Source organism: Fannyhessea sp., assembly GCF_986145555.1.
The window spans coordinates 1-4,524 of sequence record NZ_CFRCNA010000045.1 but is presented as its reverse complement, the minus strand read 5'-3'; the positions used below and the strand labels follow the sequence as shown (position 1 = coordinate 4,524).

General features: G+C 46.7%; 4 protein-coding genes and 1 rRNA gene. 4 read left to right on the top strand and 1 reads right to left on the bottom strand.

The annotated features are described in order from the left end of the window. Nucleotides 1-86: 86 nt before the first annotated feature. Genes pstA through AC5GD6_RS06020 form a run of 4 tightly spaced genes read left to right on the top strand, consistent with a single transcriptional unit; the run spans nucleotide 87 to nucleotide 4,133 of the window. A complete protein-coding gene (gene pstA / locus AC5GD6_RS06035; RefSeq protein WP_491846466.1) occupies nucleotides 87-1,061 on the top strand; it encodes a phosphate ABC transporter permease PstA in 975 nt (324 codons plus the stop codon). Between the two features lie 60 nt (nucleotides 1,062-1,121). Next, the gene (pstB, locus tag AC5GD6_RS06030) at nucleotides 1,122-1,991 is read left to right on the top strand and encodes a phosphate ABC transporter ATP-binding protein PstB (RefSeq protein WP_491846465.1); all 870 of its coding nucleotides are present in this window, start codon (nucleotides 1,122-1,124) and stop codon (nucleotides 1,989-1,991) included. A gap of 32 nt (nucleotides 1,992-2,023) precedes the next feature. Next, nucleotides 2,024-2,731 carry a response regulator transcription factor gene (locus AC5GD6_RS06025; RefSeq protein ID WP_311439366.1) on the top strand — a complete coding sequence of 236 codons (708 nt, stop codon included), beginning with the start codon at nucleotides 2,024-2,026 and terminating at the stop codon, nucleotides 2,729-2,731. Between the two features lie 49 nt (nucleotides 2,732-2,780). Next, nucleotides 2,781-4,133, top strand: a complete 1,353-nt coding sequence (locus tag AC5GD6_RS06020) for a sensor histidine kinase (protein ID WP_491846464.1) — start codon at nucleotides 2,781-2,783, stop codon at nucleotides 4,131-4,133. Between the two features lie 314 nt (nucleotides 4,134-4,447). On the opposite strand, the gene rrf is transcribed toward AC5GD6_RS06020, so the two are convergent. Beyond that, nucleotides 4,448-4,524: ribosomal RNA gene (rrf, locus tag AC5GD6_RS06015) — 5S ribosomal RNA — on the bottom strand; the annotation flags it as partial.

Below are 4,524 nucleotides of genomic sequence, written 5' to 3'. Positions count from 1 at the left end.
GTTGTTTGCCGTAGGTGTTGTGCTGTATGCGTTTATTATCTGCATAAATACCATCGTACTCCTCACAAAAAGAAAGAAGCACTGCTATGGAGAATAACACTATCCCCGCTTCTGACGCTGCGCAGGTGTCCAGCATCATAGGCGAGTCTGCCAACGTCTGCACCTCCACTGCCGCGCGTGCACAACGCTTGCCACATGAACTTGCTGTTGCAGCTGCAGATTTCACCGTATACACATGTGTGTATATATCCGCGGCTCTTATTGTGTTACTGCTGGTAGGCATCATTGGGTACGTACTTGCTCAAGGGTGGCCCGCCCTTAATCTCGAATTTTTTACGTGTAGTACCTCACTGCGAAAAGGCACCATAGGCGTTGCAGGAAATATTATCAATACACTCATCATTGTGGTAGCAACACTTGCCATCGCCATACCGATTGGCGTTGGAGGCGCCATTTACCTGCAAGAATATGCAACTAACAAAAAACTCGTGCGTGTTATAGATTTTGCCACCGATGTTCTTGCTGGCATTCCTTCTATCATTTTTGGCCTATTTGGCATGCTGTTTTTTGGACAAGTCCTGCGCCTTGGATATAGTCTTCTGTGCGGCGCTCTGACGCTTGCGCTCATGGTGCTTCCGCTCATTACACGCAACACGCAAGAAGCGCTTGCTTGCGTACCTCAAGGCTATAAGCTGGGCGCTTTTGGATTAGGTGCAGGTAAATGGCATACTATCCGAACCATTTTATTGCCCGTGGCAGCTCCATCTATAGTAACGGGTGTTATTTTGGCGCTTGGGCGCATTGTTGCCGAATCCGCAGCGCTGCTCTTTACTGCAGGAAGCGCAAAGCTATTGCCTCAAAGTATAGACGCGCTGTTTTCAAAATTGTTTACATCGGGCGGAACTCTTACCGTTCAGCTTTATCTAAGTGCTACCAGTCAGGGCGATTTTACCACAGCATTTGGCATTGCTTGCATTCTTCTTGTGTTCACTCTGCTCATCAATGTGGCAACGCATGCGCTTATAGCACGCACTAGTTCTAGAACTCTGCAAACTTCGTAGCACTACTTGCCTGTATGCATTCTACCAGCATAAAACCAGCCTAAGAAAGGTTCAGATCGTATGACATTCTTTACAGAAACGCAACCAACCGCCGCGCAGGACGCACAGGAAGGAGTGCAAAGAGCCCAAAGCTCAGTGCCGCACGTGCAAGCAACTCCAACGCCGTCCGCGCAGCACTCCACCAAAATGCACATTTCTCATCTAAATGTGTTCTACGGAGCCACACAGGCGCTACAAAACATTACGCTCGACATTTACAATCACAGTGTGCTTGCGCTTATTGGACCTTCGGGCTGTGGAAAAAGCACGTTTTTGCGCTGCCTCAACAGGATGAACGACACGCTTTCCCAGGCTCGTATCAGCGGGAACGTCCTTCTTGATGGTAAAGACATATACGCGCCAAACAGTAACGTAATCCGCCTGCGCAAGCGCGTTGGTATGGTGTTTCAGCAGCCGAATCCGTTTCCGATGAGCATTTACGACAATGTTGCATATGGTCCGCGTGTGCACGGAATTACAAAAAAGAGCAGCTTAGACGAGATTGTTACACAGAGTTTGCAACGCGCCGCCATCTATAACGAGGTAAAAGACCACCTCAACGACTCGGCGCTCAGCTTATCGGGTGGCCAGCAACAACGCCTGTGCATTGCGCGAGCGCTTGCCGTTGAGCCAGAAGTGTTGCTTATGGATGAGCCAACAAGTGCGCTCGACCCTATATCAACTGCTAAAATTGAAGAGCTTATAGTAAGCCTCAAAGAACACTATACTGTTGTTATTGTTACCCACAATATGCAGCAGGCGGCGCGTGTGTCCGATTATACGGCGTTTTTTCTTTTGGGCGAGATGGCAGAAACTAATAGCACGTACCAGCTGTTTCATGAGCCTCATGATGAACGCTGCGCAGATTATGTTATGGGACGATTTGGTTAGTGCAAGATGATATACAAGCATGGAGTGTGCCAATGGAGTGTATCTACGTTGTTGAAGACGATGTAAGTATTCAAGAAATTGAGATTATCGCTCTTAAAAATAGTAACTACGACGTGCAAGCATTCTCGTGTGCCGCCGATTTTTTTGCCGCGCTTAAAACACGCACGCCGCAGCTCATTTTGCTTGATATCATGCTGCCCGACGCCGACGGTAATGCCGTTACGCGCACCCTCAGAAGCAATGCTCAATGGTCACATATCCCAATTATTATGATTACAGCAAAAACCACCGAAATGGATATGATACGCGGGCTTGATAACGGTGCCGATGACTATATTCGCAAACCGTTTTCTGTTATGGAGCTGCTTTCTCGCATTCGCGCACTCTTGCGCCGAGCACAAACGCCTGCACAAATGCCTGCCGATAAGTACTCCGTGTGCCGAGTAGGTGCAATTATGCTTGATCCCGCGCGTCATTACGTGTGCGTGCATGATACACCCGTTAATCTAACACACAAGGAATACGATTTGCTTCACTACCTTATGTTGCACGAGGGGTTGGTGTTTACGCGTGAGGTGCTTATGCAAGCGGTATGGGGCTTTGATTTTGAGGGCGAAAGCAGAACGGTTGATATGCACATTAAAACGCTGCGACAAAAGCTAGGGGACGCGTCGTGCTACGTGCATACAGTCCGCGGTGTTGGATATTGCGTTAAATCAGACGATATCCATACAGCGTAGGAGCAACTTAGTTTCAAGAACTGTTCGTCTGCGTTCTAAAACGATAAGCATGCAGCATGGGAGCGGCGCTATGAAGAAAAAAATCAGTCTGCACTTGGCCATTATTTCGTGCCTGGCGCTTGTTTTGTGCACGTGCGCACTCACAGGCGTGTTTTATCGTATATTTTTTGAGCAAATCAAGCACGATATCCGTGTTAACGCAGAGCTCATTTGCACTAATGACGCGCTCAGACAAACACAAGATGCCTCAATGGTGCAGCGCTTGTATGGATCACTTGATAACAATAATTTGCGAATGACATGGATTCGCGCAGATGGCCACGTTCTTTTTGATAACGACGTTGATGAACGTTCGATGGCAAATCATCTTAACCGCCCCGAAATTCAAGACGCACTGCACAAAGGACAGGGTGAAAGCACGCGTCACTCTGCAACCTCGCATTTTGATACGTATTATTATGCTGTTTTACTGGACAATGGAACAATTGTCCGTCTTTCTATGCACGTACAGACCGTTGCTGATATCTTTTTAGCCACGCTACCCATTGTGGGAGCTATTGTCCTTGTTGTATTCCTCATTTGTGTGCTTGTAGGTAGACATCTTACCAATGACTTACTAGGGCATTTAGATATCCTTGCAAAAAATTACGACTTGCCAACAAGTGCGCCTGTGTATAAAGAGTTGGAGCCCTTTATTCGCACGATGCGCGAGCAGCACGAAAAAATCCTCCTTGCTGCAAAAAGCAGGCAAGATTTTACGGCAAATGTGACGCACGAACTTAAAACTCCCATTACAGCTATCAGCGGTTATGCCGAGCTTATCGAAAATAAGATGGTTGACGCAGAAGAAGCCGTGCATGTAGCTGCACAAATTAGAGAAAATTCGCATCGGTTGCTCTCGCTTGTGTGCGACATTATTCGCTTGTCGGAGCTTGACCATCCAGAATTTAAACATAAGTTTGAAGAAGTGGATTTGCTCCGTTTAGCGCGTGAAACAACTCAAGCATTGCAGCCCATTGCGGAGCAGCGCGGTTTAACCTTAACCTGCAGCGGTATTTCTGTGCGTGTGCAAGGCAACTATGCGCTGCTGCGAGAAATGCTTGAAAATTTAATTCAAAATGCGCTGACGTATAACAAAACATCTGGTAGCGTGTGCGTATGTGTTGTTATCGAGCATACAAGGCCAACATTCGTGGTAAAGGATACTGGCATTGGCATTCCAGAAGCCGAGCAGGCACGAATCTTTGAGCGCTTCTATCGCGTTGACAAGTCGCACGCACGTCAAACAGGTGGAACTGGGCTAGGTCTTGCAATCGTAAAGCATATAGCCGATATACACTCAGCAACCATTCATGTAAAAAGCGAGCCTGGAGTTGGTACAGAAATGCGCTTTGTATTTTGATAACAATAAAATAAATAATAATAAAATAAAGGTGGATTAAAAGCGCAACGTATTTAGAAAAACCCTTAGACCAAAGCATGAGCCCAGAAAGAAAATTATGAGGGTTATTTACAACTTATAAGAAATTACCTATTAAAGACAACGTTCAATAAGTAATTAAGAATCTCTTAGTGGTGCACATTATGATGAACAAAGAAAGATAGAAGATTGGCTTGTACCAACTAAAAGTCCTCAAGGAGGCCATCTCACAAACACAAACCAGATATCTCACACACATCCAACCAAAGACACGCGATATACAAATGTCCCTCGTTGGTCAGCGACGTCCTGCTCTCCCACGGACTAACTCCGCAGTACCATCGGCGCTAGGGGGCTTAACTTCCGGGTTCGG

Coding starts and splice junctions, on each gene's coding strand:
- pstA (WP_491846466.1), top strand. CDS start 87: ATGGAGAATAACACTATCCCCGCTTCTGACGCTGCGCAGGTGTCCAGC.
- pstB (WP_491846465.1), top strand. CDS start 1,122: ATGACATTCTTTACAGAAACGCAACCAACCGCCGCGCAGGACGCACAG.
- AC5GD6_RS06025 (WP_311439366.1), top strand. CDS start 2,024: ATGGAGTGTATCTACGTTGTTGAAGACGATGTAAGTATTCAAGAAATT.
- AC5GD6_RS06020 (WP_491846464.1), top strand. CDS start 2,781: ATGCAGCATGGGAGCGGCGCTATGAAGAAAAAAATCAGTCTGCACTTG.